The sequence below is a fragment of the Erythrobacter westpacificensis genome, assembly GCF_039542285.1.
GTDB classification, from domain to species: domain Bacteria; phylum Pseudomonadota; class Alphaproteobacteria; order Sphingomonadales; family Sphingomonadaceae; genus Alteraurantiacibacter; species Alteraurantiacibacter westpacificensis.
Genome location: NZ_BAABHV010000006.1, coordinates 51,267 through 78,010, shown reverse-complemented (window position 1 = coordinate 78,010; position 26,744 = coordinate 51,267). Strand labels below are relative to the sequence as shown.

General features: G+C 64.3%; 26 protein-coding genes. 16 read left to right on the top strand and 10 right to left on the bottom strand.

Annotation, left to right across the window (positions count from 1 at the left end; translation table 11 throughout):
* Nucleotides 1-24 precede the first annotated feature (24 nt).
* Together desA and ABFX23_RS03870 are read left to right on the top strand one after the other, a co-directional pair.
* Complete coding sequence (gene desA, locus ABFX23_RS03875; protein ID WP_346031810.1) at nt 25-1,449, top strand: syringate O-demethylase; 1,425 nt, start codon at nt 25-27, stop codon at nt 1,447-1,449.
* Nucleotides 1,450-1,546: 97 nt separating this feature from the next.
* On the top strand, nt 1,547-2,185 hold the full coding sequence (locus ABFX23_RS03870; RefSeq protein WP_346031809.1) for a hypothetical protein: 639 nt from the start codon (nt 1,547-1,549) through the stop codon (nt 2,183-2,185).
* A gap of 3 nt (nt 2,186-2,188) precedes the next feature.
* Here ABFX23_RS03870 and ABFX23_RS03865 read toward each other — a convergent pair whose 3' ends face one another.
* Nucleotides 2,189-2,968: an IclR family transcriptional regulator gene (locus ABFX23_RS03865; protein ID WP_346031808.1), complete on the bottom strand. Its 780-nt coding sequence runs from the start codon at nt 2,966-2,968 to the stop codon at nt 2,189-2,191.
* A gap of 52 nt (nt 2,969-3,020) precedes the next feature.
* The gene (locus ABFX23_RS03860; RefSeq protein WP_346031807.1) at nt 3,021-4,148 is read right to left on the bottom strand and encodes a cobalamin-independent methionine synthase II family protein; all 1,128 of its coding nucleotides are present in this window, start codon (nt 4,146-4,148) and stop codon (nt 3,021-3,023) included.
* Nucleotides 4,149-4,287: 139 nt separating this feature from the next.
* On the opposite strand from ABFX23_RS03860, the gene ABFX23_RS03855 reads away from it, so the two are divergent.
* From ABFX23_RS03855 to ABFX23_RS03835, 5 genes are all read left to right on the top strand, one after another.
* Complete coding sequence (locus ABFX23_RS03855; RefSeq protein WP_346031806.1) at nt 4,288-4,677, top strand: nuclear transport factor 2 family protein; 390 nt, start codon at nt 4,288-4,290, stop codon at nt 4,675-4,677.
* 10 nt (nt 4,678-4,687) lie between these two features.
* Nucleotides 4,688-5,437, top strand: coding sequence for an SDR family NAD(P)-dependent oxidoreductase (locus tag ABFX23_RS03850; RefSeq protein WP_346031805.1), 750 nt, complete (start codon nt 4,688-4,690; stop codon nt 5,435-5,437).
* A 2-nt stretch (nt 5,438-5,439) separates the two neighbouring features.
* Nucleotides 5,440-5,970, top strand: coding sequence for a DUF3237 domain-containing protein (locus ABFX23_RS03845; protein WP_346031804.1), 531 nt, complete (start codon nt 5,440-5,442; stop codon nt 5,968-5,970).
* 193 nt (nt 5,971-6,163) lie between these two features.
* Nucleotides 6,164-7,111 carry a sensor histidine kinase gene (locus tag ABFX23_RS03840; RefSeq protein WP_346031803.1) on the top strand — a complete coding sequence of 316 codons (948 nt, stop codon included), beginning with the start codon at nt 6,164-6,166 and terminating at the stop codon, nt 7,109-7,111.
* 170 nt (nt 7,112-7,281) lie between these two features.
* Nucleotides 7,282-7,803, top strand: a complete 522-nt coding sequence (locus ABFX23_RS03835; protein WP_346031802.1) for a DUF1097 domain-containing protein — start codon at nt 7,282-7,284, stop codon at nt 7,801-7,803.
* A gap of 138 nt (nt 7,804-7,941) precedes the next feature.
* On the opposite strand, the gene ABFX23_RS03830 is transcribed toward ABFX23_RS03835, so the two are convergent.
* From ABFX23_RS03830 to ABFX23_RS03820, 3 genes are all read right to left on the bottom strand, one after another.
* Nucleotides 7,942-8,283: a hypothetical protein gene (locus ABFX23_RS03830; RefSeq protein ID WP_346031801.1), complete on the bottom strand. Its 342-nt coding sequence runs from the start codon at nt 8,281-8,283 to the stop codon at nt 7,942-7,944.
* Nucleotides 8,280-9,320, bottom strand: a complete 1,041-nt coding sequence (locus ABFX23_RS03825) for a hypothetical protein (RefSeq protein ID WP_346031800.1) — start codon at nt 9,318-9,320, stop codon at nt 8,280-8,282. The genes ABFX23_RS03830 and ABFX23_RS03825 overlap by 4 nt, the downstream gene beginning before the upstream one ends.
* A 119-nt stretch (nt 9,321-9,439) precedes the next feature.
* Nucleotides 9,440-9,643 (bottom strand): hypothetical protein, encoded by a 204-nt coding sequence (locus ABFX23_RS03820; protein WP_346031799.1) that lies wholly within the window; start codon nt 9,641-9,643, stop codon nt 9,440-9,442.
* A gap of 70 nt (nt 9,644-9,713) precedes the next feature.
* Here ABFX23_RS03820 and ABFX23_RS03815 point away from each other — a divergent pair, with 70 nt between their 5' ends.
* Nucleotides 9,714-11,333: a HupA family protein gene (locus ABFX23_RS03815; protein ID WP_346031798.1), complete on the top strand. Its 1,620-nt coding sequence runs from the start codon at nt 9,714-9,716 to the stop codon at nt 11,331-11,333.
* A 46-nt stretch (nt 11,334-11,379) separates the two neighbouring features.
* Here the strand turns inward: ABFX23_RS03815 and nov2 are convergent, their stop codons facing one another.
* Nucleotides 11,380-12,870, bottom strand: a complete 1,491-nt coding sequence (nov2, locus tag ABFX23_RS03810; RefSeq protein ID WP_346031797.1) for a lignostilbene-alpha,beta-dioxygenase NOV2 — start codon at nt 12,868-12,870, stop codon at nt 11,380-11,382.
* Nucleotides 12,871-12,969: 99 nt separating this feature from the next.
* Here nov2 and ABFX23_RS03805 point away from each other — a divergent pair, with 99 nt between their 5' ends.
* Both ABFX23_RS03805 and ABFX23_RS03800 read left to right on the top strand, forming a co-directional pair.
* The gene (locus ABFX23_RS03805; RefSeq protein WP_346031796.1) at nt 12,970-13,500 is read left to right on the top strand and encodes a MarR family winged helix-turn-helix transcriptional regulator; all 531 of its coding nucleotides are present in this window, start codon (nt 12,970-12,972) and stop codon (nt 13,498-13,500) included.
* Nucleotides 13,501-13,516: 16 nt separating this feature from the next.
* Nucleotides 13,517-13,942 (top strand): nuclear transport factor 2 family protein, encoded by a 426-nt coding sequence (locus ABFX23_RS03800; RefSeq protein ID WP_346031795.1) that lies wholly within the window; start codon nt 13,517-13,519, stop codon nt 13,940-13,942.
* Here the strand turns inward: ABFX23_RS03800 and ABFX23_RS03795 are convergent.
* On the bottom strand, nt 13,939-15,189 hold the full coding sequence (locus ABFX23_RS03795) for an MFS transporter (RefSeq protein ID WP_346031794.1): 1,251 nt from the start codon (nt 15,187-15,189) through the stop codon (nt 13,939-13,941). The genes ABFX23_RS03800 and ABFX23_RS03795 overlap by 4 nt on opposite strands.
* Nucleotides 15,179-16,078: a DUF8021 domain-containing protein gene (locus tag ABFX23_RS03790; protein WP_346031793.1), complete on the bottom strand. Its 900-nt coding sequence runs from the start codon at nt 16,076-16,078 to the stop codon at nt 15,179-15,181. Before ABFX23_RS03790 ends, ABFX23_RS03795 begins: the two co-directional genes overlap by 11 nt.
* Before the next feature lie 98 nt (nt 16,079-16,176).
* On the opposite strand from ABFX23_RS03790, the gene ABFX23_RS03785 reads away from it, so the two are divergent.
* From ABFX23_RS03785 to ABFX23_RS03775, 3 genes are read left to right on the top strand one after another with little or no spacing between them, the layout of a single operon-like run.
* Nucleotides 16,177-17,739 carry an FAD-binding oxidoreductase gene (locus tag ABFX23_RS03785; RefSeq protein WP_346031792.1) on the top strand — a complete coding sequence of 521 codons (1,563 nt, stop codon included), beginning with the start codon at nt 16,177-16,179 and terminating at the stop codon, nt 17,737-17,739.
* Entirely contained in the window at nt 17,736-18,164 is a 429-nt protein-coding gene (locus ABFX23_RS03780) for a c-type cytochrome (RefSeq protein WP_346031791.1), read from the top strand. The genes ABFX23_RS03785 and ABFX23_RS03780 overlap by 4 nt, the downstream gene beginning before the upstream one ends.
* On the top strand, nt 18,161-18,679 hold the full coding sequence (locus tag ABFX23_RS03775) for a hypothetical protein (protein ID WP_346031790.1): 519 nt from the start codon (nt 18,161-18,163) through the stop codon (nt 18,677-18,679). The genes ABFX23_RS03780 and ABFX23_RS03775 overlap by 4 nt, the downstream gene beginning before the upstream one ends.
* A 3-nt stretch (nt 18,680-18,682) precedes the next feature.
* Here ABFX23_RS03775 and ABFX23_RS03770 read toward each other — a convergent pair whose 3' ends face one another.
* On the bottom strand, nt 18,683-19,180 hold the full coding sequence (locus ABFX23_RS03770) for a nuclear transport factor 2 family protein (RefSeq protein WP_346031789.1): 498 nt from the start codon (nt 19,178-19,180) through the stop codon (nt 18,683-18,685).
* Nucleotides 19,181-19,272: 92 nt separating this feature from the next.
* On the opposite strand from ABFX23_RS03770, the gene ABFX23_RS03765 reads away from it, so the two are divergent.
* From ABFX23_RS03765 to ABFX23_RS03755, 3 genes are read left to right on the top strand one after another with little or no spacing between them, the layout of a single operon-like run.
* Complete coding sequence (locus tag ABFX23_RS03765; RefSeq protein WP_346031788.1) at nt 19,273-20,181, top strand: SDR family oxidoreductase; 909 nt, start codon at nt 19,273-19,275, stop codon at nt 20,179-20,181.
* Entirely contained in the window at nt 20,178-22,400 is a 2,223-nt protein-coding gene (locus ABFX23_RS03760) for a PQQ-dependent dehydrogenase, methanol/ethanol family (RefSeq protein WP_346031787.1), read from the top strand. The genes ABFX23_RS03765 and ABFX23_RS03760 overlap by 4 nt, the downstream gene beginning before the upstream one ends.
* 16 nt (nt 22,401-22,416) lie before the next feature.
* Nucleotides 22,417-23,886 (top strand): aldehyde dehydrogenase, encoded by a 1,470-nt coding sequence (locus ABFX23_RS03755; RefSeq protein WP_346031786.1) that lies wholly within the window; start codon nt 22,417-22,419, stop codon nt 23,884-23,886.
* A 579-nt stretch (nt 23,887-24,465) separates the two neighbouring features.
* Here the strand turns inward: ABFX23_RS03755 and ABFX23_RS03750 are convergent.
* Nucleotides 24,466-26,646, bottom strand: coding sequence for an outer membrane protein assembly factor BamB family protein (locus ABFX23_RS03750; RefSeq protein ID WP_346031785.1), 2,181 nt, complete (start codon nt 26,644-26,646; stop codon nt 24,466-24,468).
* Nucleotides 26,647-26,744 lie beyond the last annotated feature (98 nt).

The following is a 26,744-nucleotide window of genomic DNA, read 5'->3' as shown; positions in this document are numbered from 1 at the left end:
TTCCCCAGAGAGAGGAACCGAAAGATGAGTGAGACACTGCAACAGAAGCTGGACAGCAAGGGCGACATCGTCGAATTCCTGCGCAACCAGCAGCTTGGCCCGAACCCCTATCCCGGCGTTCCGGCGGAATATTCCAACTGGCGCAACGAACAGCGCGCCTGGGCCGAAAGCGCCGTACTGTTCAACCAGAGCTATCACATGGTGGAACTCTACGTGCGCGGCCCCGATGCCATGGCGCTGCTGGAATACACCGCCATCAACAGCTTCAAGAACTTCGCCGTGAACAAGGCGAAGCAGTACGTGCCGGTCACGCCGGACGGCTATGTCATCGGCGACGTGATCCTGTTCTACCTCGACGAGAACGAATTCAGCCTGGTGGGCCGTGCGCCGGCCATCGAATGGGTCGAATTCCACGCTCAGTACAAGAAGCCCGACGGCAGCAAGTGGGACGTCGAAGTCGAGCGTGACGAGCGCACCGCGATGCGTAACGACGGCAAGCGCAAGAACTACCGCTTCCAGCTTCAGGGCCCGAACGCCATGAAGATCCTGGAAAAGGCCATGGGCCAGACCCCGCCGGACCTGAAGTTCTTCAACATGGCTCACGTCGACATCAACGGCAAGGACGTGATCGCGCTGCGTCACGGCATGGCCGGCCAGCCGGGTTACGAACTGTTCGGCCCCTGGGCCGATTACGAAGCCGTGCACTCCGCACTGGTCGAAGCCGGCAAGGACCACGGTCTCGCGCTGGTGGGTGGCCGCGCCTATTCGTCGAACACGCTGGAATCGGGCTGGCTGCCTTCGCCGCTGCCCGCCTTCTACACGGGCGACAGCGAGATGATGAAGGACTTCCGCACCTGGGCATCGGGCAAGTCCTATGCCGGCATGTGCTCCATCGGCGGCAGCTACGTTCCCGACAGCATCGAGGGCTACTACCTCACGCCGTGGGACATCGGCTATGGCCACATCGTGAAGTTCGACCATGACTTTGTCGGTCGCGAAGCGCTCGAGAAGATGGCCGACCAGAAGCACAAGCAGAAGGTCACGCTGGCTCTCGACAACGAAGACATGATGCGCGTTCTCTCCTCGCTCTATGCCGAGGGCGACCGTGCCAAGTACTTCGAATTCCCGAGCGCCGTTTATGCCATGCACCCGTTCGACGAAGTGAAGAACGCTGCTGGCGAAGTGATCGGCGTATCGACCTGGGTCGGCTACTCCTCGAACGAAGGCAAGATGCTCACGCTCGCCATGATCGATCCCGACGAGGTCGAAATGGGCAAGGAAGTGAAGCTGGTGTGGGGCGAGCCGAACGGCGGCACCTCCAAGCCGACGGTCGAGCCGCACGTCCAGACCGAGATCAAGGCTGTCATCAGCCCGGTTCCGTACTCGAATGTCGCCCGCACGGCCTATGCCGACAGCTGGCGCGCCAAGGGTGTCGGCGCCAACGCCTGATAAAGCCTTTCCCGTTTGGGAGGGAGAGGGGCGACCTGCGCAAGCGGGTCGCCCCTTTTGCTTGCGATAAGCGCCCCGATTGCGCCATGCTGCACAAATGGTTGCACGCTTTTTCCTTTTCCTCGCGGCGCTTTGCCTGTCCGCACCCGCACTCGCGGACGATCACGACGCATCGCTGGATGGGCACTGGGCCTTTCGCATCGACGATGCGACGATCTTCGTCTTCCTTCTCGAACAGCAGGAGGACGGCGGCTGGGAAGGTGCGTGGACACGGCCTGCACAGATCGACAGCAACGGCGTCATCTTCCGTGCCATGGCCGGTCAGCAGACCGTACGCCCGACCTCGGTTTCCGAGCGCAACGGTGCCCTGCAACTGACCTTCGCCGGCCCCGGAGACACCGGGCGCAACGATGTGCTGCGGTTCCGGCAATCAGGGGAGAACCGGGCCGAGCTGAATTACGTGGGGATTCCCGGCGATCCCTACCCGCTCGTCCGCGTCGCCCCGGATACGCCCCTGGGCCCGTTTGACGATGTGCGCATCTATGACCGTGACAACGCTGTGACCGAAGCGGACTACGTGGCCCAGTCCGAACGGCTTTCCGAAAAAGAGGCAACGGAGGGCAGCGAAGAGGAAGCGGATGCGGCAGAGGCCGAGGAACCGACGGGAGCGGACGTGGAAGCCGAAAGCGAGGAGGAACGTCCCCGCATCACGGCGGATTTCCTGGATGACCTGTAGGCCCTAGCTGCCTTCCAGCAGCGCTGCGGTCTTGTCCAGCATGTCGCGGACGCGCTGCTCCGTGGCCTCGTCCACGCGAACCTTGGGCATGGCAACCGCGATGGAACCGACCGGGTTGCCATCGATCTTCACCACCCGCGCGATCCCCTCGATCCCGCGCGAGAATTCCTCGTTGGTGGTGGCAAACCCGCTCTCGCGCGACTGGGCGATCTGGGCGCGCAGCGCCGCTTCCTCGGTCACGGTAGATGGTGTGAAAGCCTCGCGTGTCGTCTCCGCGAAATACCGGTCAAGGTCCTCTTCCGGCAGGGCCGCCAGCAGCACCTTTCCCGCCGCCAGGGCGTGCATCGGCAGGCGCTGGCCGCTGGGAACGGAATAGCGCAGGGCCTGCTCGCTGCTCTCGGTGACTATGGCCTCGATCTCCCAGCCCTCGCGAATGAAGAAGCTGGTGGTTTCGTCCAGTTGCATCCGCAGGGTGCGCACCAACGGCGCAGCGCGGTCTCGCAAGGTGTAATGCCCGCCCGTCGTCTGCAGCCGGGCAAGCCCCGGCCCGGCGGAATAGCGGCGGCCGTGCCGCTCCAGATACTCTCGTTCCACCAGGGTTGAGAGAAGGTAGGAAAGGCTGGACACCGGAATGGCCAGCGCTGTCGCGATCTCCTGCGCCACCAGCGGGCGATCGTGCGCGACGACATACTCGATGATGTCGAGCGTGCGCGTGGCTGATTTCACCTGGCTGTTTTGCGCAGGGGCACTGGATGCCGCAGTTCTGGTGGTCGCTTCCGCCATGCGAAAGCTATTTCATATATACGAAAATTACGCAAGAGTGAAAATACGGATGTCAGACAAGTCTTTCGTCAGCGATATCCGCCCCTTCGCGAAGCGCGCGCAGCTTGGCCCAGGCCACCTTCGGATCGATCTTGCCATATCCGGCGAAAGTGCCGAAGCCGCAGTCCGTGCTGGCGATCACCCGGTCCTTGCCCACGATGGCTGCGAACCGCTCGATGCGCTGGGCGATCAGCTCGGGCGTCTCGACGTAGTTGGAGCAGGTATCCACCAGGCCGGGGGCCAGCACCTTCTCGGCAGGCAGGTCAGCTTTCGCCCACACGGCCCATTCGTGCTCGTGGCGCGGGTTGGCGGCTTCGAAAAGGATCGTGGCGGGGCGTGCGCTCAGCACCACATCGAGGATCGTCTCCAGCGGAATGTCGTGTGTGTGCGGGCCTTCGTAATTGCCCCAGCACACATGCATCCGCATCATCTCGGGCGCGATGTTCTGCGTCGCCTCGTTCAGCGCATCCACGTTAGCGCGGATCGCGGCGAGGAATTCGCTCTCGCTCATGTCCTGGTAGCCGGTGTGCCGGCTCATCGCGAGGTCCGGGCAATCGAGCTGCAACTGCAATTCCGCGTCCACGATCGCCTCGTACTCGGGCCGCATCGCGGTAGCCAGATCGGCAAGGTAGGCTTCGTGGCTGGGATAGTACTGGTTTGGCTGGAAGGCCGTAATGAGGCCCGGCGATGCAGAGTTCAGGAAAGCTTCGGTGCCATTTCCCTCTGCCTCCAGCGCGGCTTTGAACCGGCGAATGTCGTCGTGCAGGGGTTGCAGGTTCACCAGTTCCACCTTGTCGACGGCGCTGGCCCGCGTGAATTCCTGGCTGCCCATGATGTGCGACAGCTTCTTGGCGAGGTCCGGCACTTCGGCAAGGTCCTTCGCGGGCTTGCGCGGCGTATGTCCGCCAAAGCCTGAAAGCCGCTCGATGATGTAGGTGGAATAGCCCACCTTGCCGAGCTCTCCGTCGCTGACGACGGAGACGCCCGCCGCCACCTGCTGGCGCACCGCCTCGGTCACCGCATCCTGCACTACGCGGTCGAATTCCTCCGCGTCGTATGGCTCGCCCTTGTCGCGGGCGAGAAGGAGTGGGACGAGCTGTTCTCCGCGCGGCAGGCTGCCGACATGACTGGTCTTGATCATGCGCGCCTCATTTCATGCACGTGAAGCTTTCGCAAGAACGAACTTTGCAGGGGCCGGCAACCGTCATTACCGTTGCCCCCAATCGTAACGCCCGTTAACGTCCAGGCAGGAAGCTCGGAATGAGCGGGGGAGAGAGACAATGAGCCGAACGCCCGATGAAGAGGCGAACCTGGCGCTGGTGGTGGCGATGTTCGAGAACGTGCTGTTGCCGCTCGATAGCAGCCGCGTCGACGAATACATCGCCGAGGACTACATCCAGCATCACCAGAACGTGGAGCCGGGGCGCGATGCGCTGAAACGCTTCCTCGACTGGGCGAAGGGCCAGCCGGGCGAGGCGGAGCAGATCCTCCACCGCTCTTTCGTGGATGGCGACCACGTGATGCTGCACTACCACGTGATCCGTCACGAGGGCGATCCGGGCTTCGCCGTCATGGACATCTTCCGCGTGGAGAATGGCAAGATCGCAGAGCACTGGGACGTGATGCAGGACGTCGATCCCGGTCGTCTCAACCCGCTGTCACCATTCTGAGGAACTGCCGATGAGATTCAAAGACAAGATCGTCCTGGTCCTCGGCGGCAACTCGGGCATGGGTCTCGCTGCGGCGCAGGCCTTTGCAGCAGAAGGTGGCAGGGTGCATCTGACGGGGCGGGACCAGACGACCATCGATAGCGCGGTCGCCAGCATCCCCGGCGCAACCGGATACCAATCCGACATTTCCGACCCGGCAGCGACCGAGCAGGTCGTAAAAGCCATCGAGGACGCCGATGGCCGGATAGACGTGCTTTACATCAATGCCGGCGTCGGCGGGTTCGCGCCCCTGCGCGATATTACCGAGGAGGCGTGGGACCATACCCATTCGATCAACCTTCGCGGTTGCGTGTTCGCCTTGCAGAAGGCGGTGCGGATCATGGGCAAGGGCGGCTCCGTCGTCGTCACTGGCTCCATCGGTGCCCACGGCGCGCTGGAGGGCAACGGCGCCTATGCCGCCGCAAAGGCGGGGCTGTTCATGGCAATGAAGGTGTTCGCCAAGGAACTGGTGGCAGAGGGCATCCGCGTCAATGTGGTCAGCCCCGGCCCCATCGACACGCCGCTGCTCTATCGCAATCCCGGCATGACGGACGAGCAGGTGGCGGGCCTGAAGGACATGATGATCGCCAACATCCCGATGAAGCGGATGGGCGAGAGCGAGGAAGTGGCCAAGGCCGTGCTGTTCCTCGCCAGCGACGATGCCAGCTTCATCAGCGGCGCGAACCTGTTCGTCGACGGCGGCCTGATAGAACTGGGATAGACATGACCGACTTCAACGACACCACCCCGTTCGCCGCGCCGTTCAGCGAACTGGACAACCCGCGCATGGAATTCGTCATGGAAGTGCGGCTGACCTTCCCCGAGGTCTATACCATCACGCCGCATCCCAGCGGCGGCATGCGCAGCGCCGTGCTGGTGAAGGGCGGCACGTTCGAGGGGCCGCACCTGAAAGGGCGCGCCGTGCCCGGTTCGGGCGGCGACTATGCCTACTTCCGGCCGGACGACGTGGCCGTTTTCGATGCGCGCTACCTGCTGGAGGAGGACGACGGCACGATCATCCTGCTGCACAACAAGGGTTTCCTGTGGGGCCGCCAGCCCGACACCATGCAGCGCCTGCGCGACTGGGCCTTTGCCGATGGTGAGCCGGTGCCGCATCCGGAGTATTACCTGAGGGGCAACCCCACCTTCGAATGCGCCGTGGGCAAGCACGACTGGCTGACCAAGCACGTCTTCATTGGGGTGGGAGAGCGCCGTAGCGACGGCAACAGGTTGCGGTATTACGCGCTGACCTGAGGAGCAGGCACTGAAAACACTCAACTTTATGAATTCGCTCCTGATTTGATTCGCGAATACGTGCCAAAGGCGGTATACCTGCCGACTTGGAGCGATCACTTCCGCGTCGCCCCGGAAAGGCAGATGCGCGATGCATCGCGTCGCCAACTTCGATGTTGCCAGGCAATTTCACAGCAAGCGCCTGGGCTTGTTCATGAAGGTTATGTTCGGTCTGGGCTGCGCGCTGGCCATGGTGGGCATGCGCGTGTTGCTGGACGTGTGGGCGGAAGCCTCGGGGCCGTTCGCGCTGGTCTATCCCACGGTGCTGATCGCTACCTTGTTCGGACACTGGCAGGCGGGCATCACCGCCTACGCCGCGAGTTTCCTGTGGGCGTGGTATTTTGCCCTTGCCCCGATACGGGCATGGAGCTTCGAGAACGAGACAGACGCGTCGCGCGTGGTCATCAACGCCGCAGCCGTCCTGATCGTGCTGGTTCTCGCCGAGGCGTTTCGCCGGGCGGTCGCCAACGCCATCGGAGAACGCGACCAGGAGATCGAGCGGCGTGTCATCCTGCAACAGGAACTCGAGCATCGCACGAAGAACAACTTCGCCCTCGCCGCCAGCCTGCTGGAAATGCAGAAACGGCGGGAGGAGCAGCCGGAGGTTTCCGCCGCGCTGGAAACCGCGATTGCGCGTATCCACTCGTTCTCCTCGGCCTACTCTAACCTCGCCCTGAGGCAGGGCGAGGGGGCAATGGTGACGATGCAGGATTACCTCGTCGACGTCGTCGACCGGGTGACGCGCGGCGCATTCATGGAGAACGTGCGAGTCGAGGTCGACAGCGGCACGGCCGATTACGCGATGCCGCGAGAGGTGGCCGTCGCCATCGGCCTGTTCACGAACGAGGCGCTCACGAACTGCGCGAAATACGCCTTCCCTGACGGGCGGGATGGCAAGGTCACGGTGAAATTCGATGGCAGCGGCGACAAATGGTCGCTGGCTATCGAGGACAACGGCATCGGCACTTGTGCCAGCACGGAAGGCTCCGGCATCGGCGAGCGGCTGTTCGCTGCATTTGCGCAGCAGGCACAGGCGGAATACCGCGTCGACGCAAAACCCGGCGGGCGGGCGCTGTTGCTCGCCAGCCAGTCTCTCAATTAACCCGGCTTTCGACCGCCTCCGCGATTCCCGCTTCGGCCAGATTGCCGATGTCCGCCGATCCCGCCAGTCCACAGGGCGATACCCCCTCGTATGGACTCTTTCGCAAATTGACATAGTCTTCGCGAAGGGCAGCCCGACAAGAGGCTGTATCCAAGGAGAGGGGAACAATCATGACTGCATATCTCGCGCTCGCGTTTTCAGTGGGCCTGCTTGCCATTCTGGACACCTGGCTTTTCGGCGTCCCACTGGCGAGCTTCCTGCCCGGCCTCGTGTGGATCAGTTTCATCGCCTGGGGTTGCCACTTCCATTCGGGCGGCGGCGTAAAGGGCATGACGACGGCGATCGTCGGCATGAGCTTCGGTGCGCTTGTCGGCATGGTTGCCGTGATTCTCGCGGGCGGCGCGCTGGCAGGACTTGGCGACCTTGCGGCACCGGTGGCCGTGGGTCTGGGTGCCTTTGTCATCTGCCTTGCCAGTGCAGTGCCGTTTCTGGCGACGATCCCTGCCAGTGTCTACGGTTTCGCGTCGATTGCAGGGCCGATCCTGCTTGCCGGAATGGCACCGACGGAAGCGATCGTGCCGACCGTGGTATCCATCGTCATCGGTGCGGTGTTCGGTATCGTATCGGAGAAGCTGGCCGGCGCGCTGACGAAGAAGGACGTCGCCGCAGCGGCGGCTGAGCCTGCCGAGTAAGGACGGCGATTCCAGCGGCGGACGGGGATTGTTTCGGCATCCCCGCTCGCCTGCTGGCTAACGTTTCCTTCCGGAAACGAGCGAATAGTCCGGCAAGCCTTTCCAGGCGAGAAGCGGCACGAAATAGTGCCGCCACGGTCACGCCAGCACCACGTTGAAGATGATGGTCAGCGCGCCGAAGACGTATTCGATCACGCCCTCGTCCAGCACGAAGTTCCAGTAGACGATCACGAAGTTGATCGGCGCGATCGCGATCACGCAGAGCGGCATCAGTCGGTTGGCGAGGATCAGCAAGCCAAGCAAGATCTCCGCCACTTTCACACAGGTCATCAGGCCCGAATCGATCATGGCCAGCGAGAAATCGATGGCAGCCTGCTCCTGCCCCAGCGGCTGCCACCCGGGATCGATGAACGGCATCGCGCCGGAATAGACCCACCAGCCGCCGAAGATCACGCGGCTGGCGTGATAGAGCCACTTCACCTGACAGGTACCCCCTCGCTCGGTTCCTCGCCCTGCTCGATCCATGCCTGCGCACGCTCTTCGGCGAAGCGCGGGCTGGTGGCGGTGATGTAACCGCGGATCTGCACGTTGCCCTCGTGGCAGGCATATTCGTACATGCCGTAGTCGTCCTCCCGCAGCCACGGCAGGTCGATCTTGTAGTGGCCTTCCATCACCACCGGATCGCGCACCCATGCCTCGTAACGGATCTGGTTGTCGTTCATCAGTGTCAAGTGTTCGGTGATGCGGAGTTGGTCGGAATTGGGCGCGGGACCCATTGACATGCCGGGGCGGAAATTGGTGGTTTCGATCACCAGTGTATCGCCTTCCCAGTGCCCGACCGAGTAGCCGAGGTCATACTGCACGTCGGACGCTGGCGGTTCGCGCCCGTCGAGATAGACGAGCCGCGTTTCGTGAATCATTTCAAGGCTGATCGCGACAAGGCCGGGCGCCTGGAAAATCTCGATCCCGCCGTTGTAGGCGCCGGGCAGCATGGAACCGGGCATTCCCCGCGTCAGGCAGCGATCGAAGATGCCGAAATCGTCCATGTTCTCGAACACGTCGGTGTTCCAGCTCGTGCGCTCGTTGGCTTTCCACTCCTGCCCCTCAGCGGTCAGCGGCGGGTAGCGACCGTTGGCGGGCTCCACGATCATGCTCGACTGGCGCAGCGGGTGGCCGAATTCGGCCCAGTGGCCCATCGCCATCAGGCCTGCCTTGTCCTCTTCCTCGTACCGGTCGAGATCGCTGTCCGCGCGGGCGAAGGCGCGCTCGTATTCCTCGTCCGTCAGGAAGGCGCGTTCCCCCAGTGCGGGGCTGCGTTCGCGCGGGGTACGGCCCAGGTAATCGACCGGCCACTTGCCGCGCAGGTCCGGATCGCCCCATTGCGTGCGCGGCATGGCCCAGCCTTCGGGTGGCGGTTCGAACCGCGCTGCCATCTGTTCCTCGAACGATGCGTCCTGCGCGCCCAGCGGCGATGCCGCCAGCGCGCACGTGGCCAATGCCAGCACGAGTTTTCTCATGCGCCTCTCCCCTCTGGGTGCAACCTATGCCGCATCGGCCATGCCATGCAACTCTTTCGCCGAATGTGGCGATCCCGGTTGACGCGGTATGAAATGTCCGAAAGGATATTCCCGAATTGTCACAGGGGTTTAGGAATGACGAGACTTAACGGGCTGGCGATGCTGGCGGCATGCACGGCATTGGCAGCTTGCGGAGGCGGAGGAGGGGTTTCCAGCACGCCGCCGCCAATCGGCAACCCATCGCCATCGCCATCGCCGATTCCCACGCCGACGCCCACTCCGGCACCAACGCCGACTCCTACGCCCCCTCCAACTGGACCCAATCCGGGAGGGTTTGCAGCCAATGTCCTTGATGATGATGCGTCCTTCACGTCCAGCGCCACACTTTCCGATGTGGAACTGACCCGTGCCGCTGCCGAGGTCGCCCAGACCGCGGTGGAGCGCAGGGATATCACCATCGATTTCGACGCTTCTGCACAGACCTACACGCTGCGTTTCGGTTCGACGGAGCAGGAATTCGGCCCCGCCGACCTGACACCGGAAAGCGGCGACGGGCTGGCCGCCTACCAGATCGACACCGCGAGCGGGAGGCAGTTCCTGTCGATCTATACAGTGCCTTTTATCTCGGCGAGCTTCGCCACGGATCTCGATTACAACCAGTACGTAGCGCAAGCGTATTGGCAGCTCGATTCGACGGACAATTCCAGCCAGTTCACACGCTTTTTTGCCTTCGTGTTCGGCGACGAAACCGATCCCGCCGAAATGCCGACCACCGGCTCCGCGCACTGGCTGGTCGACATTTTCGGCGCTCTGGCCAAGCCAGGGGAAGAGCTGCTGACGATATCGGGCACCGGAGATTTCGAGGTCGATTTCAAGCAGGGCGTTTACCAGTTCATGAGCTCCGTCACCGAGACCGAGTTCCAGACCTTTGGCGGGACAGCAGGCGCGCTGTACCTGCAATCGTCCGGCAAGCTGCAGGCCGACGGCACCTTCGGCGGACCGCTGGCATACGACGGCACTGCAACCCTGGACGGTTCCCTTTCGGGCCGCTTCTTCGGACCCGGCGCTGCCGAACTGGGCGCCACGTTCGAAGCAACGGACAGCAACGGCACGACGCTGAACGGCTCGTTCACCGGACAGCGCAGCACCTTTGCCTCGACCTCTGCCGGGATTTCGAACATCACCCTTACCGATCCCCTGACGGAAGGCCGCACCTTCGGCGAGGGCGTGGAAGGCCACATCAGCTACAGAAGCGACGACCCGGAAGATTTCGCAGACATCGGCTACATTTCGCGCGAAGGTGTAGTCACCTACGATGGCAATGGCGTCATCAGCGTGTCGGGCAACTTCTACCGTGTCCTTGCCGAAGAGGATCGGATCGCGGACTCAAGTGGCAAGTTCGATCGCTATGCCTATTCCGACGAGGAAGGCGAATACGAGTTGGCGCTTTACAAGCTGGGCGACGCCAATCCCGAAATCGCGCTGACTTATGCCAGCTTCTATACTCAGACCGCCATCGAGGAGAGTCCGACCCCGAACGCCACCGTCCTGCGACGCGAGGACCGCTTCGTGCACTGGGGCCTGCGGACAATGCCGGAGATCATTCGGGCAACTTCGGGCACCGCGCGTTACGGCGGGGTGGTCTATGGCCGTGCCAACCGTGCGGATCGCGCACAATTCGAAGTGGGCGGGACCTCCGCTTTCACCATCGATTTCGGTGCCGGCAGCTATGACGGGCAACTGGTTCTGACCGGCACCGAAGTGGGGCAGGGAGGCCCGGTCGACCTGGGCACCTGGACCTTCGGCTCGGAGATCAGGAGCGGCTTTATCGCCAGAGCGAATATGTCGGCAACGGTCGGCGGCAAGCCCGGCTACGGGCAGATATTCCCCACACTCTACGGTCCCAATGCCGAGGAGATCGGGGCCGACTTCGAGGCGACCGTCGAAAATGGCCTGGGCGACCCGATGCGGCTCGACATCTTCGGCGTCACCGTGGGCCGGCGCGAAGACTGATAACGGCGAGGATTTTCGGCGCGGCAACTAGACCGCGCCGTTCCTGTCAGCCCTTGCGCACGCTCGCGTCCAGCTTGGCATGGCTTACCCAGGTCCCGTGAACCTGGCTGCGCAACGCCTTGCCGGTCCTGATCTTCGCGACAGGGCCCTTCTCGATGGCATCCGCCTCCACGATCCACAGTTCGCTGGAATAGTCGGACGGATCGCCCGCTCCGGGAGGGCCGTTGGGAATGTCGATCGTGGTGAGCAGCCAGCCGCCGTGACCTTCTGCGGGATCGACCACGTGTGCAGGTTCGCTGATGGCGGCACCCGGCGGCGTCTCCATCATCGATAGCTGCCCGGTGTTCGGGTTGATGCGCAGCAGCGCGTTGAAATTCGCACCGACGGGGCCGCCGAGCATGGGCGGGCCTTTCGCATCGGGGTTCATGCTGAGATACCACGCGCGGTCGTAGGGGCGGCCCTGCACCGCGTCTTCCACCCGGCACAGGTCTCCCGGAGGGCCGAGCGGACGTTCTTCTATAGCCAGCGTATCGGCGGTCATGTCCACGCTCCAGCGCGTGAGCGCGCCTTGGATTTCCTGCTGTGGAATGTCGATCCCGCCCGCCTCGCGCATGAACTGGAAGGCGTTGGTGTCGGTCAGGCACAGGTCGACATGCACCGTGTCACCCTCCTCGAAGGCATTCACCTCGTGGAAGCAGGAGACGCCGATCGGGCCCTCGATCCATTTCATTTCCGACACATCGCCATAGCGCGGCATGATGCCGAGGTAGCTCGGCAGGTCCTGGTGGTGCGCCCAGTGTGCGCCGCCCTCCTTGATCCGGTCGAGATCGGCCAGGGTCGGGAAGATCGGGAAGATCGCGTAGTTCTCGGTAATGACGAAATCGTGGATGGTGGAGCAATACGGCTGATCGAACCACTGTTCCTTCACGAGATTGCCGTCCTTGTCGGCAATGCAGTAGGCAACGTCCAGCGTGCACAGCCCGCCCGCCTCGTAGCCGAAGAAGAACATCTCGCCGGTTTCGGGGTCGATGCGCGGATGGGCGGTGAAGGTCTCGCTTTTCAGCTTGCCTTCGTAGTCCCACCGTCCCTCGGTCTCCAGCGTATGCGGATTGACCTCGTACCCGCGCCCGTCTTCCTTCGTCATGAACAGTCGGCCGCCGTGCCAGACCGGCGTGGTGTTGGCGACGGTGCGGTCCTTGCCCTTCACGCTCGGATCGTCGGTGAAGGGATTGCGGTATCGCCCGAACAGGGCGCGGCCTGCTTCCTTCTCGGCAAGGTAACGCTCGGTCTCGACATACCTGATGGCGAAGTCGACCTTGCCGCCTTTAAACGAAAAGGCGGAGATCATGCCGTCGTGGTTGAGGGCGATGTCGTTCTCGAACATGGGTTCGTGCGCGTTGTCGGGCACGGCGCGGAAGAAGGTGCCTTCTACCGCCGAGGGGATTTCGCCCTCAACTTCAAGGTTTTCCAGCCGGTATTCCTGTTGCCGGGGTGTATTCGTACCGATAAAATGAATGGTCTGCGGAAAAGCGCCCATGACCAGTTCCCTCCCAATGATTCTTGGCGATAACGCTAACGTTTGTTACGGTTGGCGCAAGGCCAGTTCATTGATAACGGTCAATCGGGGAGAGTGAGGATGGCGGGGGACACCGGGGAGGCGCTGAGGCCGCGCGGGTCCGTTCACTCGGGCGAAACCGACGAGGTGGTCCTGCTGCACCGTTTGCTGAAGCTAACCAACAGGTTGATGGCGCCGTTCTCCATCCACCTATCCCATCGCTACAAGATCAGCATCAACGAATTCCGCCTGCTGATGACCGTCGGTGCGCTGGGCCGCACGGCCAGCCACGAGGTCGCCGAGCTGACCGGCGTGAACGCTATGAGCATCAGCCGCGCCGTCGCCACGTTGCAGAAGCACGGCCGCGTGATCGTGGAGCGGGACGAGAGCAACAAGCGGCGCAAGTGGCTCAGCCTGTCGGAAGAGGGTGAGCGGCTCTACGAGATCATGCGGCCGCAGACCGAAACTGTGGCGCATTACCTGTTCGGTAAACTTGAGAAGGGCGAGCTTGAAGGTTTCGCGAATATCGTCGAACGCCTGATAGAACGGCTCGATGCCGAGGACGAGGACGGCAATTCGCTGTTCCTCGAACGCACGAAACCCCAGGAATAGCGCCGAAGGAATGACCATGACCGAAGAACAGCGCCGCGCGATCGAGGCCGATGTGACGCGCCTGATCCACCAGTACGTATGGGCCAACGATGCGCAGGACTGGGAGCGGTGCGCCGCGCTTTACACCGAGGATGCCGTGTTCCGCCGCCCCAGCGGCGGCGATCCGGTGGTGGGGCGCGAGGCGATCCTCGCAAGCTTCACCGCTCGCCCGCCGCGCGCGCAGCGGCACGTGATGGCGAACGCCCTGGTCGACGTGGTGAGCGATACCGAGGCGCGGGCGAAAAGCGTGATCGTGCTCTACATGGGCGATGCAGCGGAAGAGGGACTGCCGGTGCAGGATCCCAAGTCGCCGCTGATCGGCACTTTCGAGGATCGCGTGGTGCTGACGGGCGACGGCTGGCGCTTCGCCGAGCGAACCGGCGGACTGGACTTCCTGCCCTAGCCGAACGCCTTCTCCGCCTCGGCCTTCGCCTCGACGGCCTCCCGCCGCTTGAGCGCGGCGGGCACCAGCAGGGCCACCACTACGCAGGCAAGCGCGGGCAGGGCGGCAACGCCGAGGAAGGTCTGCGCCGGGATTTCGTTTGCCAGCATCCAGCCGCCCAGCGGCGGCCCGGCAAAGGCTCCCAGCCTTGCCACCAGCACGCCCATGCCCACTGCGCTGGATAGAAGGCGCGCGGGGAAGAGGTAGGCGCACAGACCCGGCAGCACCATGCCGCCCGCGCTCGCGCCGCCTACACCCACACAAAGGAGGACCGTCCACATCACGGGATCGGGCGCGGTGACGAAGACTCCGGCAAAGCACACGGCCATCGCGCCGAACAGCAGCACCAGTGTCCACGCCTTGTGCCACCGGTCCAGCAGCAGGCTGGCGCCGATGCCGATGGCAAGCCCGGCCAGTTGGACGACGCCCGAGACGCGGGCTGCATCGTCCAGCGTCATGCCCGCTTGCGGCAGCACGGTCGGCAGCCAGGAATTGAGCAGGTAGAGGTTGAGCGCGTTGAGCGCGAGCATCGTGGCGAAGACCATGAAGGGAAACAGCCACGGCGCGCTGAACAGCACCAGCTGCGGCAGCTTCGCGCGCTTTTCTCCCGGTTTCACGTCCTCTGCCGGGGGACGCTCACCCGACAGGATCAGCCAGAGCGCCACGGCAAGGGCAACGGCCATTGCGCCCGGTGCGACGAACAGGCCCTGCCAGCCGCCAAGGTCGATGATCTCCGGCGCGGTCAGCCCGGCGATGGCGATGCCCAACGGGATGCCCGCAGAGACAACCGCCATGATCGTGGCGCGCAGCCGATCGGGTGCCAGCTCTGCCGAGAGTGCGCTGACGTTGGGCAGGCACGCCCCCAGCGCGAGCCCAGTGACGAAGCGCCAGACGAGGAATTCGGTGATGCTGCCGGCCGTTGACGTGGCCAGCGTGGCCGCGCCCGTGATCACGCAACCGCCGACGATCAGCATCCGGCGGCCGAACCGGTCCCCCAGCGGTGCCAGCAGGGCGCCGCCCGCGCCAAGCCCCACCAGCAGGGCGGTGAAGACCCAGCCGAAACCTGCCGGATCCAGTCCCATGTCGGTGAGGCGCGGTACGGCGAGGGCCATGGCGGCAATATCGAAGCCTTCCATCACGAACACCCCGCCCAGCAGGACGAGCGAGAGCAGGGTGCGGCCATTCATGGCGCGGGTTTCAGGCGACACGGTGCAGGCCTCCGCCGCCAGCCAGCGCTTCGTCCCGCCCGTCCCACGGGGAGGGCATGCGGTAAGGCACCGTGAGGAAATCGGCCTCCACCTGTTCGATCGCGCCATCGCGAATGCGGAAGGCTTCGGCGAGGTAGTAGCTATGCGGGCGGCGCACCGGGCTCTTTGCCGTAGTGCCGTCCGTCAGGGTGTATTCGCCGATGCGGCCCGAATGGTCGATGAAGCCGTAGGCCAGCACGATGCCGCGCTCTGTATCCACCAGCGGGAAGCGGCGGGCGCGCAGGTCATCGTCGTAGCGATACCAGCCGAGCGCGAACTGCTCCTCGCAGCCCAGGCGCGCGACGGGCAGGGGAAAGTCGGCGTTGTTGGTGGTCTGCACCCCGTTTTCCACGCGGTTGCAGCTGGGCCAGAACTTCGTGTTGATCGTGCCGTCGTTGCGCTCGATGGTCTCGAAGTAGCCGTCGGCAACGCGCACCAGTTCCTTGCGGGTGGAACGCGCGCCATCGGGGATCAGCGCTTCCATCACCGGCTTGCGTTCGAAATGCTGCGGGCCGAAGGGGAAGCCCTCGTCCTTGTTGCGGGCAACCACGGTCTCGATCCCGGTGATTTGCCCGTCCGACACTTCCAGCCGGATGCACGCGGGATTCAGCGCGTCGGTTTCCTCCACCGCGGTGAACACGGCTACCTGCCCGCGAGAGGCTTCCGCAAAGCGCAGGTCGTAATCGTGCCTTGCGGTGATCGTGTTCCACAGCCCGTCGCCGACTGCGATCTGCACGTTGTTCTCGGTATTGAAGACGCTCGGCGCAATCGGTGCGCGCGACGGATCGCGCTGTGTCAATGCCGACAGGTAGGCGTCGAGAACGCCGTACAATTGCTCACGATTGGCCAAGACCCTCTCCCATAGCTTGACTCGAAGCGGTGCTAGCTGAAAAGTAACGAACGTTAAAGTCGCGCATGCAAGTCGCGTGGGAGAGGGACGGATTAATTATGGCGGATACACCGCTGCCACCGGGAATGTCGGCCATGCGGCTGGACGAGGTGCGCCGGGCGCTGGAAAGCGCGCTGGGGCCGGACAAGGTCTTTTTCGAGCCGCTGGACAGGCGCAGTTACCAAGACAAGTTCGCCGTGGACGATGCGCTGCATCATCCCGCGGGTGCCGTCTCGCCCGAAACGGTGGAGGAAATCCAGGCGGTGGTGGCGATTGCCAACGAATACCGTCTGCCGGTCTTCCCCATCGCACGCGGCAAGAACCTCGGCTACGGCGGCACCGCGCCGGTGATGGCAGGCTCCGTGGTGATGGACCTGTCGCGCATGAAAAGAATCGAGTTCGATGCCGAGAACGGCACCGTCCTCTTGGAGCCGGGCGTGGGCTTCTACGATCTCTACGACTACATCCAGCGCCACAACCTGCCCTACTGGCTTTCAACCCCCGGCAACAGCTGGGGCAGCGTGATGGGCAACGCGCTGGACCGCGGCGTGGGCTACACGCCCTACGGCCAGCATACCGAGAATATCTGCGGCCTCGAAGTCGTGCTGGCCAACGGCGAAGTGGTGCGCACCGGCATGGGCGCCTTCACCGGCGCGCCGACATGGCAGACCTACAAGTACGGCTTCGGCCCCGCGTGGGACCAGATGTTCGTGCAGTCCAACTTCGGCATCGTGACGAAGATGGGCATGTGGCTCATGCCCGAACCCGAAAGCCTGATGGGCATGGACGTCGAATTCGACCGGCCCGAAGACCTGAAGGTGATGGTCGACACCATCGCCCCGCTGCGGCGTGAACGACTGCTGACCCAGTCGCCCAGCATCGGCAACTGGATGCGCGCTGCCGCCGTGCTCACCACGCGCGACCAGTGGACGGACGAGCCGGGGGCATTGTCCGATAGCGTGATCGACGCCATCCGCCGCCAGTTCAACATCGGCTGGTGGGGCGTAAGCCTGCGCCTTTACGGCCGCGAAGAGGTGAACAAAGCCGCCTACAAGGTGCTGGAAGAAGCGATGGGCAACGCGGGGCCGATGTCGATTCGGCCCACGTCATGGCGCAAGGGCGAACCGCTGGAATACACCGGCTGGACCGGCACGCCGATGACTTTCCCGATGCAGAACGTGAACTGGTACGGCGGGCGCGGCGGGCACATCGGTTTCTCGCCCATCATCGAGCAGGACGGCGACAAGGCACTGGCCCAGTTCCGCCGTACATACGCGCGCTACCAGGAATACGGCATGGACTACCAGGGCAGCTTCGCCTTCGGAGAGCGGCACATGGTCAACGTGAACGCGATGATCTTCAACAAGGATGATCCGGAAATGATGGCCAAGGTCGACCCCTTCTTCCGCACGCTGGTGGCAGACGCGAAGGAGCAGGGTTACGGCGAATACCGCACGCACCTCGATTACATGGACCTTGTCGCCGATTCCTATGACTTCAACGGCGGCTCGATGAAGAGGATGAACGAGGCCGTGAAGGACGCGCTCGACCCCAATGGCATCATCGCGCCGGGCAAGAGCGGTATCTGGGGCAGCCACTGGCGCAATGGAGGCGCGGCATGAAGCGGCTGGCAGTGATCGCGGGCGCGGCGGCGCTCCTCGGAAGCGCGGGCGTGGCACTTGCGCAGAGCGCGGCTGGAATCGACGATGAGACCGAAGAGGCCGCCGCCGCGCAGGCCGGGCCCCCGCCAATGCCGCAGCCCGTGACGATGGCGAAGCGTCCCGGTGCGACAGGCGGAGAGGCGCTCTATGTCGAATACTGCGCCATGTGCCACACCGCGAACGGCATGGGCACCGGCCTGCTGGCGCGGCGCGTCGATACGCCGATCCTGGAAGAGCGCGACAACCTCGCGGCGGCATACGTGGTGGTTGCCGCACGCAATGGCATCGGCAACATGCCCGCCGTGCCGCGCGGTGAGCTTTCCGACGAGGATTTGCAGGCGATTGCCGAGTACCTGGCCGCTGGTCCGCACGAGGTGACACCATGAAGGTAACGCGTCGCAATGTCATGGCAGGTGCCTTGGCGGTGCCTGCAATCGCGGCGATTGGGGACGCCGCGTGGGCGCAGTCACCTCGGCTCGTGGGCGTTTTCGACGCGCAGCTCCCTGCCGGGCAGCGCTTCGCCAGCCTGCTGCGAGATGCCGGGCAGGGTGCCCGCACGGTGGAGGGCGACCGGATCAGGCTGGCGCGAGAAATTCTCGCCTCTCGCCCACCGATGCTGGCCGGTGTCACACGCAGCGCCGATGCCCTGTTGTTTGCCGAAGTGGCAGCAGAGGATGGCTACGAGATGACGCTCGAACTGCGCGGCAACCGCCAGGGCTGTTCGGGCTTCACATGCAACCCGGACTGGAACCCGCTCAGCCGCCAGATCGTGGGCGCGGGCGCAGATTGGCTCGGCGCCTTTGCCGGTTTCGTCGCCAATCCGTCAGCGCCCGAGCCCATTGCGGGCCGGGTCGGCGATGCGGCCACCGCGCTGGCCTGGTTGCTGATGCGCCGCGCCTGACGGCTAGTTGCGGATAATAAGGCTGTCGGGCCGCTTGCGCGGTTTCCAGTCGCCGTGGCCGGGGAAGCGTTCCAGCACCTTGCCGTCCCACAGCCGCACCACGCGGGTCCGGAAGCGCCACTTTCCGTCCTCGCCTTTCACCGCGTGATCGTCATAGTAGCCGCAGAAGCGCAGTTCGTAGGGCGGCTCGTCGTGGCACTCTGTAACGAAGGCGAAGCCGCGCATCTTCACGCTGCCATCTTCTTGCGGGAAATATTGCACCTGCGTGACGTGATGCTGACGGCCGGGGAAGCCGGGGGCATTGGCATAGTGGCTCATCAGGCCGCGAATGCCGTCGTGACCCTGCCAGATGTCCGGGTCCTCGAACACTTCCTCGCGCATCTCGCAATCGGTGGTGAAGCATTCCACCAGAGCGTCCGCATCGCCGGTGTCGAGCGCCCAGCTGTAGGCCGCGATCAGGTCTTGCAGGCCCAACCGGTCCTCGATCGAAACAGTCGTCATGTCATCTCCCTCCAGTTGCGCTGATTGTAACAATCGTTATGATGGGCGCAAGCAGCGCGCTTCACGAAAAGCGACTGCCATGGGAGAGTTGAGTGGCAAAGATCATCGTTTCCGGGGCGTCCGGCCAGTTCGGCCATGCCGCCGCTTCGCAGCTTCTGGACATGGGCGAGGACGTCATCGCGCTGTCGCGCAGCGCCGACAAGCTGGCCGACCTGGCAGAGCGCGGCGCCGATGTGCGCGCCGCCGATTTCGACAGTCCCGATGGACTGGAGGAAGCGATGGCGGGCGGCGACAAGCTGCTGCTGATCTCCACCACTCTTGTCGGCCAGCGCCCGCGCCAGCACGGCAACGCGATCGATGCGGCGAAGAAGGCGGGCGTGAAGCATATCGTCTACACGTCTGTCACCGATGGCGGTAATCCCGACCATCCGGCGGTGGAGCAGCACGATCACTACGCCACGGAGCAGCTGCTCAAGGATAGCGGCCTCGACTACACGATCCTGCGCAACAGCCAGTATTCCGAAGCCATCGCGACGGCCATGGTAGCGCCCTCGCTGGCATCGGGCGAGAAGCCTGACAATTGCGGCGAGGGGAAGATCGCCTTCGTCAGCCGCGACGATTGCGTTGCTACCGCGGTGGCCGTGCTCACGAACGAAGGTCACGAGAACAAGATCTATAACGTAACCGGCCCCGAACGATTCACCGTGCCCGAAGCCCTTGCGCTGGCATCGGAAATGGCGGGCAGGTCGATCAAGGTCATCCACGTCGACGACGAGGGGATGTACCGGTACTTCGATTCCATCGGCGCGGTGCGCAAGGCGGAAGACCTTACGCCCGAAACGCCGATCCCGTGGGCTAGCGAGGGCATGGTGACTTTCGGCCAGGCCATTCGCGAAGGCTATTTCGACGTCATTTCCGACGATGTGGAGCGCATCACCGGCAAGAAGCCGCGCACGCTGCGCTCCGTCTATGAACAATACCAGGGAGCATGGCCCGCATGAGCCGCCTTCTCGCATTCGCCGCCGCCATCGGCCTTTCCGCCTGCACCGCTGCCGCCGTGCCGGAACCGCAGACCGCCACGCCGCTGGCCGCGCAGGACGCGCCGCTGGGCGCGGGCGAGGATTGGGACAATCCCGGCGGCGACTGGGCGGAAAGCCGATTCTCGCGGCTGGAGACGATCAACCGCGCCAACGTGTCGCGCCTCGGCCTCGCCTGGGAATACGACCTTGGCACCGCCCGCGTGCAGGAAGCGACGCCGGTGGTGATCGACGGGGTGATGTATACCTCCGGCAACTTGGGCCGGGTCTACGCGCTGAACGCCGCGACGGGCGAGGAACTGTGGACCTTTACGCCAGAGCTGGACATGCAGGTGAACCGCTCAGCCTGCTGCGACCAGGCCAACCGCGGCGTCGCCGTCTCGGATGGCAAGGTCATGGTCGGCGCGCTCGACGGGATGCTCTATGCGCTGAACGCTGAAACCGGCGCCATCGAATGGAGCGTCGACACCGTGGTGGATCACACGCGCGGCTATACCTCCACCGGCGCGCCGGAAGTGGCGGGCGACATCGTGGTGATCGGCAACGGCGGCAGCGAATACGACGCGCGCGGCTATGTCACCGCCTATCGCATCGCCGACGGCCGCCAGGCCTGGCGGTTCTACACCGTGCCGCGCGACCCCGCCACCGGCCCGCAGGAGCATCCGGAGTTGGACGCCGCGCTGGAAACCTGGAGCGAGGAAACCCGCTGGGACATCGGCGGCGGCGGCACCGCCTGGGATGCTATCACCTACGATCCGCAGTTCGATCAGGTGATCGTGGGCACCGGCAACGGCGGCCCCTATCCGCAGGCGATCCGTTCGCCCGGCGGCGGCGACAACCTCTACCTCAACTCGCTGGTCGCGCTGGACCGCGAGACGGGACGGATGAACTGGCATTTCCAGGAAACCCCGCAGGACAACTGGGACCTGACGGCCACCCAGCCGATGACGCTGACCACGATGGAAATCGGCGGCGAGCAGCGGCCGGTTATCCTGCACACGCCCAAGAACGGCTTCTTCTTCGTGGTCGACCGGGAAACCGGCTTTGCCCACGCGGCCAATCCCATCGTGCGCACCAACTGGGCCAGCGGTTTCGACGTTGCCAGCCAGAGCTTCACCATGACGATGGAGGACAGCGACTATTCGCAAGGCCCCAAGATCGTCTATCCCGCATCGCCCGGCGCGCGGAACTGGTATCCCGCCGCGTTCGACCCAACGCGCAACACCTATTTCGCGCAGGTGCTGGACATGGGGAACCTGCTGTTCCTGCCCGGCCCGATCGACAACGTGGAGCGTCAGGAGAAATTCCTGAACGCGGGCGCGGCCATCATCTTCACCAGCGATCTCGAGGCCGCCGCCGAAACGCTGCCGCCGCCGCTGCGCGCTGCCGTGCAGGCGGAGGATTCGTGGCAGTGGGTGCTGGACCAGCCCTATTCGAGCCAGCTGCGGGCAATGGACCCGCTGACCGGCGAGACGAAATGGGCGGTAGACGGCCTCGGCTGGCAGGATCGTTTCGGCGTGCTCGCCACCCAGAGCGGCCTCGTCTTCCACGGCAATTCGGCGGGCACCGTCACCGCCCGCGATGCCGATACCGGCGAGGTGCTGTGGAGCATCGAGACAGGCTCCACCATCATGGCCGCCCCGATGACCTACATGGTCGACGGCGTGCAGTATGTGGCCGTGCAGACCGGCTGGGGCGGGGGTGGCTGGGGCTTCGTGCCGCGCTATGCCGCAGCCTATGACAAGGGCAATGCCAATCGCATCCTCGTCTTCCGGCTGGACGGCGGCCAGGTGGCTATCCCCGAAGACCTGCCGCCCTTGCAGCCCGCGCCGGAGCCGCCCGCGCAATATGCCGACGCCACGCCGGAAATGATCGCGGCAGGTTCGGCGTTGTTCACCGCGAACTGCTCCATCTGCCATTCGAACCAGCCGCGCGCCCCGCTGCCGGACCTTCGCCGGATGAACCGCGGCGTCCACGCCGGGTTCCAGCAGATCGTGCGCGGTGGGCTGTTCGTCAGTCGCGGTATGCCGCACTTTGCGGATCGGCTGAGCGAGGAGGACGTGAAAGCGATCCACGCCTGGCTGATCAGTGTGCAGGGCCCGCTGCGCGAGCGTGACCTGCAGTTGCAGGCAGAGGGCCTGCCGCTCGATACCCAGTCGCTCACCATCCTTTCGAACTACTGAGCCGGAGGACAAGGCAATGACCCCCGAAAACGTCAACATCGCCCACCCGGACAAGCTGTTCATCGGCGGAGAGTGGGTGAAGCCGCAGTCCAACGCCTCCATCGAGATGGTGAACCCCGCCAGCGAGGAAGTGATCGCCCGCGTCGCCCATGCCGGCAATCGCGACATGGACGCAGCCGTGGCTGCTGCGCGCGATGCCTTCGACAATGGTCCGTGGCCGCGCCTTTCGCCGCAGGAGCGTCAGGCCAAGCTGATGGAAATGGTCGACTACCTCGAAACCCGCGTGCCCGAACTGGCGGCGGCGTGGACGGCGCAGGTGGGCGGGCTTGCGAGCGCGGCAGGCCCGATGCACGCAGGCGGCGTGGCTGGGCTGCGCGGGATTGCCAGCCTTGGCGAACGCTTCGCTTGGACAGAGCAGCGCCCCGGCATGGCGGTGGACACCGTCACCGTGGTGCGCGAGCCCGTGGGCGTCGTCGTCGCCATCGCGCCGTGGAACGGGCCGTTCGCGATCATGGCCAACAAGGCGTTCTATGCCCTGATCGCGGGCTGCACCGTGGTGATGAAACCGTCGCCCGAAACCCCGCTGGAAGCCTATATCATCGCCGAGGCGGCCGAAGCCGTGGGAATGCCCCCAGGCACGGTGAACCTCGTTCCGTCCGATCGCGAGGCGGCGGACCACCTGATCCATTCGGCCAACATCGACAAGATCACTTTCACCGGCTCGACCGCTGCGGGCAAGCACATCGCCAGCGTTGCGGGCGGCAGCATGGTGCGCGCGACATTCGAGCTGGGCGGCAAGAGCGCGGCGATCGTGCGCGACGATTTCCCCATCGAGGCGGCGGCGAACATCCTCGGCAACACCATCACCGTGATGAGCGGGCAAGTCTGCGCCATGCTGAGCCGCGCCATCGTGCCACGCGCCCGTCACGACGAACTGGCCGAGGCCATCGCGGGCGTGATGAAAGGCGTGAAGATCGGCCATCCCGAGGACGAGGACACCCAGCTCGGCCCGGTCGCCATGCACCGCCAGCTCGAACGCATCGAGATGTATATCGAGGCGGGCAAGGCGAGCGGCGCGGACCTCGTGACAGGCGGCCATCGCCCCAGCCACATGAACAAGGGCTATTATATTGAGCCCACGCTGTTTGCGAACGTCGATAACCAGAGCAAGATCGCGCAGGAGGAAATCTTCGGCCCCGTCCTGTGCCTGATCCCGGCAGAGGACGAGGAAGACGCCATCCGCATCGCCAACGAGAGCGACTACGGCCTCAACGGCAGTGTTTTCACCAACGACGCGCAGGCTGCCTATGACATCGCGCGCCGCGTACGCACGGGCGTCGTCGGCCAGAACGGCATGCGCATGGAATGGACCGCGCCCTTCGGCGGCTTCAAGCAATCCGGCATCGGCCGCGAAGGCGGCGACGAGGGCATCTGGGGCTATGTCGAGACGAAGACGATCCTCACGGATGCGAGTGTGGAGGTCTAACCATCCGACCGACCAGATTGCTGTCTAATTGATAGATGGTATCAATAAGCATGTTTATTCGATTGGTCGCCTTGTTTGCTGGCGTCGCAACTCTTGCCGCGGGGTTGAACGCGTCTGCCCAGAAGGCTGATGAAACCGCGCAAGATGAGATTATAATGAGCGCCTGGTCGAACCCAACGGACTGCAACCAAGCCGTTGCTAGACCTGTATCCTTTTCAGTTTTGGCTGCCGACGCCGAAGGACTGATCGGCGAGTGCGTCAAGGTAGAGGGATATTGGTCAGGACGGGCGCTCTTTGGTTCGTCGAGCGATGCTAGGTTTCGACTCTCGAATACAACCGATCGGCTCAGAGGTGAGCGGATAGGGATTTACGCGCAGTGGGACAGCATAGGCGAGCCACCTGACCGGCCTAAACGCACACTGTTTGTAGGGCGCGTTGGGCAATGCGAAACTCAATGGCCCGGTGCAATAATGGTAATGGGTTACTGCCACTATACGGGTGGTTCGATACTTCTTGTGGCCGAGGCATTTCCGCGTTGAAACGGTGAGGTAGTTCCCTACCCATTCTCAGCCTCCTGCCTCAATCGATCCCGATGGCCGCCAGCAGAGCCTCGTCCGGGTCCAGCGCCGTCTCGCCCGCCGGGAAGCCGTTCTGCTTCAGCATGTAGGCCGTCACCGCCAGGTAGTCGGGATCGCTCAGCGAGCCGGGTGCGCCCATCGGCATGGCCTCGCGGGTGTAGGCGAACAGTTCCGCCACGCTGCGACCGCGCCAGCGGCTCAGGAAGGCGGCCCCACGAATGGGGGCGACGCCGCCCGCGCCTTGCAGGTCCGGTCCGTGGCAGGCGGCGCAGGCGCGCTGGTAGACGGCGAGGCCCGCCTCGGCCTGCGCGGCGGAGAACACTCCGCTGGAGGCCGCGCGGCTGAAACCGCCGATATTGCTGCCCGGAGGAGGCGCATCGGCCGATCCCATCGCGCCCGCCGGGTTCACCTGCTCCCGCTGAGGCCCGCGGTGGCCGATACCAGCCTCGGGCAGGGCGAAGACGAACAGCGTGTTCTGCCGGCCGTGCTGGATTTCGGGGGTGAAATTGTCGCTTAGCCAGAAGCCTGTCGAGACAGCGAGATACTGCTGCCCGTCCACCGCGAAGGTCGCCGGATAGCCCATGACCGAGGAGCCGACGTTCATCGACCACAGCACTTCGCCGCTGCGCTGGTCCATCGCTAGCACGAAGCCTTCCGCATCGCCTGCAAACAACAGACCGCCGCCGGTGGTGAGCAATGACTGCGTGCCCGCGCGCTGCCGGTAGGTCCACTCGCTCCTGCCCGTCACCGCGTTCACCGCGTGGATCGCGCCGATCATGCCGCCCGCCTCCGGGTTGGCGTAGGCGCGCGTGGCGATGCCGTAGATGCCCGTGTCGCCATCTGCCGGGTCCAGCGCGGACATTTCCGCGCAGGTGTTGGTGAGGGGGAAATACATCGTCTGCGTCAGCGGGCTGTAGGCGGGGGCGTAATAGTTCGCGCCGCCGGTGGGGGCGGGGCAGATAGTGATGTTCTCGCCGTAGCGGCTAGGGATGGTCTCTGGGTTCACCGTCACCCGCCCGGTCGCGCCGTCGATGTGGCCGACGAGGTTCTGCTGCAGCGTGGGACGCGCCCAGAGAAACTTCCCCGTCTCCCGGTCCAGCGTGTAGATCACGCCGGTCTTGCCAGGCACGCCCGACAGCGTGCGATAGGTGCGGCCCGGCTCGATATCGGGGGCCATCCATTCCACGTCTGCCGGATCGGGCGCGACCTGCTGGTCTATCAGCATGCGCGGGAACGTGTGGTCCATGTCCCACTGGTCTACCAGGTGCTGGTAGTGCCAGACGATCTCGCCCGTCTCCACGTCCAGCGCGAGTGTGGAATTATGGTAGAGATAGGTCTCGTCATTGCCCGCCAGCCGTATCTTCGGCGTCGGCGCGCTGACCGACGTGCCCATGTAGACAAGGCCGAGTTCGGGATCGAAGCTGGGGATCATCCACGCGCCGACTTGTTGCCGGTCCGCCAGCGGCACGCCGCCCCAGGTGGCATCGTTGGGATCGGACCCTTGCGCGATGATCGGCGTGCGCCAGACTTCCTCGCCCGTTTGCGCATCGTGCGCGACGATTACGCAGGCCGCCGGTCCGCCCTCCGGCTCGCATGATCGCCCGGTGATGGCGAGACCATTGGCAATGATCGGCCCGCTCGATTGCTTTGCGCCCTGCCGATAGTCGAGAATCTGCGTCTCCCACGCGAGTTCGCCCGTGCGGGCGTCGAGCGCGTAGAGATAGTTGTCCGCCGAATTGCCGATGACGAGGTTGCCATAGAGCGCGACGTTACGGGTGGTATCGTAGACCGGCAGGTAGTTGCCGATATCCTCCGGCAGGTCGCGCGCATGACGCCAGATGAGCTGGCCGCTTTTTGCGTCGATGGCGTGGATCGTGTCCGCCGGGCCAGGGAAATACATGATCCCGTCGCGCACCAGCGGTGTGCCTTCCTGGTGGCCGGAGTTGAGCGGCATCGCCCAGACGAGGCGCAGGTTCTGCACGTTGCTCGTGTCGATCTGGTCGAGCGGGGAATAGCCCCAGCTATCCAGCGTGCGCCGCCAGCTGAGCCAATCCGACGGATCGGGCTGCTGGATTTCCGCATCGGTGACCGGGGCGAAATCGGGCACCGTCTGCGCCGCCACCTGCGTTATCGCCAGCGCCGCCAGAGCACAGCCGAGCGCGAATTTTCCGGATTTTCCCATCGCCGATATCCCTCTCCCTGCCGCCTTAGTGCCAAAGGCGGGGTGACGCGGCAAGCATTCGCCGCTAGAGAGCCGGACAAAATCAATTTCGAATGTGA

What these genes read in the sequence shown, in the direction of transcription:
- ABFX23_RS03755 (WP_346031786.1), top strand. Translation starts at nt 22,417, where the DNA reads ATGACCCCCGAAAACGTCAACATCGCCCACCCGGACAAGCTGTTCATC.
- ABFX23_RS03855 (WP_346031806.1), top strand. Translation starts at nt 4,288, where the DNA reads ATGAGCCGAACGCCCGATGAAGAGGCGAACCTGGCGCTGGTGGTGGCG.
- ABFX23_RS03785 (WP_346031792.1), top strand. Translation starts at nt 16,177, where the DNA reads ATGGCGGATACACCGCTGCCACCGGGAATGTCGGCCATGCGGCTGGAC.
- ABFX23_RS03770 (WP_346031789.1), bottom strand. Translation starts at nt 19,180, where the DNA reads ATGACGACTGTTTCGATCGAGGACCGGTTGGGCCTGCAAGACCTGATC.
- ABFX23_RS03775 (WP_346031790.1), top strand. Translation starts at nt 18,161, where the DNA reads ATGAAGGTAACGCGTCGCAATGTCATGGCAGGTGCCTTGGCGGTGCCT.
- nov2 (WP_346031797.1), bottom strand. Translation starts at nt 12,870, where the DNA reads ATGGGCGCTTTTCCGCAGACCATTCATTTTATCGGTACGAATACACCC.
- desA (WP_346031810.1), top strand. Translation starts at nt 25, where the DNA reads ATGAGTGAGACACTGCAACAGAAGCTGGACAGCAAGGGCGACATCGTC.
- ABFX23_RS03850 (WP_346031805.1), top strand. Translation starts at nt 4,688, where the DNA reads ATGAGATTCAAAGACAAGATCGTCCTGGTCCTCGGCGGCAACTCGGGC.
- ABFX23_RS03800 (WP_346031795.1), top strand. Translation starts at nt 13,517, where the DNA reads ATGACCGAAGAACAGCGCCGCGCGATCGAGGCCGATGTGACGCGCCTG.
- ABFX23_RS03870 (WP_346031809.1), top strand. Translation starts at nt 1,547, where the DNA reads ATGGTTGCACGCTTTTTCCTTTTCCTCGCGGCGCTTTGCCTGTCCGCA.
- ABFX23_RS03865 (WP_346031808.1), bottom strand. Translation starts at nt 2,968, where the DNA reads ATGGCGGAAGCGACCACCAGAACTGCGGCATCCAGTGCCCCTGCGCAA.
- ABFX23_RS03750 (WP_346031785.1), bottom strand. Translation starts at nt 26,646, where the DNA reads ATGGGAAAATCCGGAAAATTCGCGCTCGGCTGTGCTCTGGCGGCGCTG.
- ABFX23_RS03825 (WP_346031800.1), bottom strand. Translation starts at nt 9,320, where the DNA reads ATGAGAAAACTCGTGCTGGCATTGGCCACGTGCGCGCTGGCGGCATCG.
- ABFX23_RS03845 (WP_346031804.1), top strand. Translation starts at nt 5,440, where the DNA reads ATGACCGACTTCAACGACACCACCCCGTTCGCCGCGCCGTTCAGCGAA.
- ABFX23_RS03780 (WP_346031791.1), top strand. Translation starts at nt 17,736, where the DNA reads ATGAAGCGGCTGGCAGTGATCGCGGGCGCGGCGGCGCTCCTCGGAAGC.
- ABFX23_RS03835 (WP_346031802.1), top strand. Translation starts at nt 7,282, where the DNA reads ATGACTGCATATCTCGCGCTCGCGTTTTCAGTGGGCCTGCTTGCCATT.
- ABFX23_RS03840 (WP_346031803.1), top strand. Translation starts at nt 6,164, where the DNA reads ATGAAGGTTATGTTCGGTCTGGGCTGCGCGCTGGCCATGGTGGGCATG.
- ABFX23_RS03760 (WP_346031787.1), top strand. Translation starts at nt 20,178, where the DNA reads ATGAGCCGCCTTCTCGCATTCGCCGCCGCCATCGGCCTTTCCGCCTGC.
- ABFX23_RS03805 (WP_346031796.1), top strand. Translation starts at nt 12,970, where the DNA reads ATGGCGGGGGACACCGGGGAGGCGCTGAGGCCGCGCGGGTCCGTTCAC.
- ABFX23_RS03860 (WP_346031807.1), bottom strand. Translation starts at nt 4,148, where the DNA reads ATGATCAAGACCAGTCATGTCGGCAGCCTGCCGCGCGGAGAACAGCTC.